The organism is Caldisericum insulae (genome assembly GCF_047785965.1).
GTDB classification, from domain to species: Bacteria; Caldisericota; Caldisericia; order Caldisericales; family Caldisericaceae; genus Caldisericum; species Caldisericum exile_A.
In genome coordinates, this window is the sequence record NZ_JBLOBF010000030.1 from 1 (window position 1) to 960 (window position 960).

1 protein-coding gene is annotated in these 960 nt (G+C 34.6%); it reads right to left on the reverse strand.

Going from position 1 to position 960, the window contains the following annotated elements; translation table 11 throughout:
* On the reverse strand, positions 1-767 hold a 767-nt coding region (locus tag ACMV0E_RS08065; protein ID WP_416085868.1), incomplete at its 3' end, for a WD40/YVTN/BNR-like repeat-containing protein.
* Positions 768-960: the final 193 nt, after the last annotated feature.

Below are 960 nucleotides of genomic sequence, written 5' to 3' on the forward strand. Positions count from 1 at the left end.
CTCTTAAAAAGACCATTTAGACCAAAGACATAGAAAATATTTGGATTTTTTTTGTTAACAGCTAAAATAAAGTTTGGACAAGTTAATGGAGGCAAAGAAATGCGTTTCCATTTTTTTCCAGAATCAAGCGATGAATATATCACACCAGTCCACCTGTTCGTATCTCCAAAACGAACATTATAAGCAACTGGCAAATCATTTATATTTGTGTTGAGGCTATTCCAGTACATTCTAAAGATATCTTTTTCGTCTTTTTGAAGGTCTTTTTTCCAGGTAACTCCGCCATCAGAAGAAAATAATAATCCGGCACCATGTTCTGAAATCCAAATATTCCTAGAACATTCCGGGTCAATATGAATTCCATCAATTGTCGGAGGTCCATAGCGAAGATTTTCTAAAGATATGAGAATGCTCCAATGCTTTCCACCATCTTCAGACTTCCACAGAGTAGTTTTAGCATTTCCTATTACCTGAAGCTTAGAAGAGGAGTCAGCTTTTTGTGGCGGATATGTGGCCGCATACAAGATATTGCTATCTTTAGGGTCTATTGCAAAAGCAGTAACAATACCATCATTAATCCTCTCCCAGTGAGAAGTTTGCCAAGGCACAAATTGTTCTTTTTCACTATTTTTAATTTCAACCTCCTGGTTTGGTATTTCACTCTGAGAATTATTTTGTGGCAGGATCCCTTCTGTCCTCCTGCATCCAGCATAAACTGACAAAATAAGTATAACAAATATTGATACCATTAATTTTTTTCTTAGCATAATTTTTTTCATTTACTTTGGTGTTCCAGGTTGTGAAGCATAACAATATGTAACATAATGATGGACGGTATAGAAATCCATATTTGTATTATTGAAATAACTTCCTTCGCTATAAAAAAGGTGTTGATGATTATTAGTATGTGCACTTAATGCACGATTTATAGTATCATTTTGTACAATCATTGCAACATGT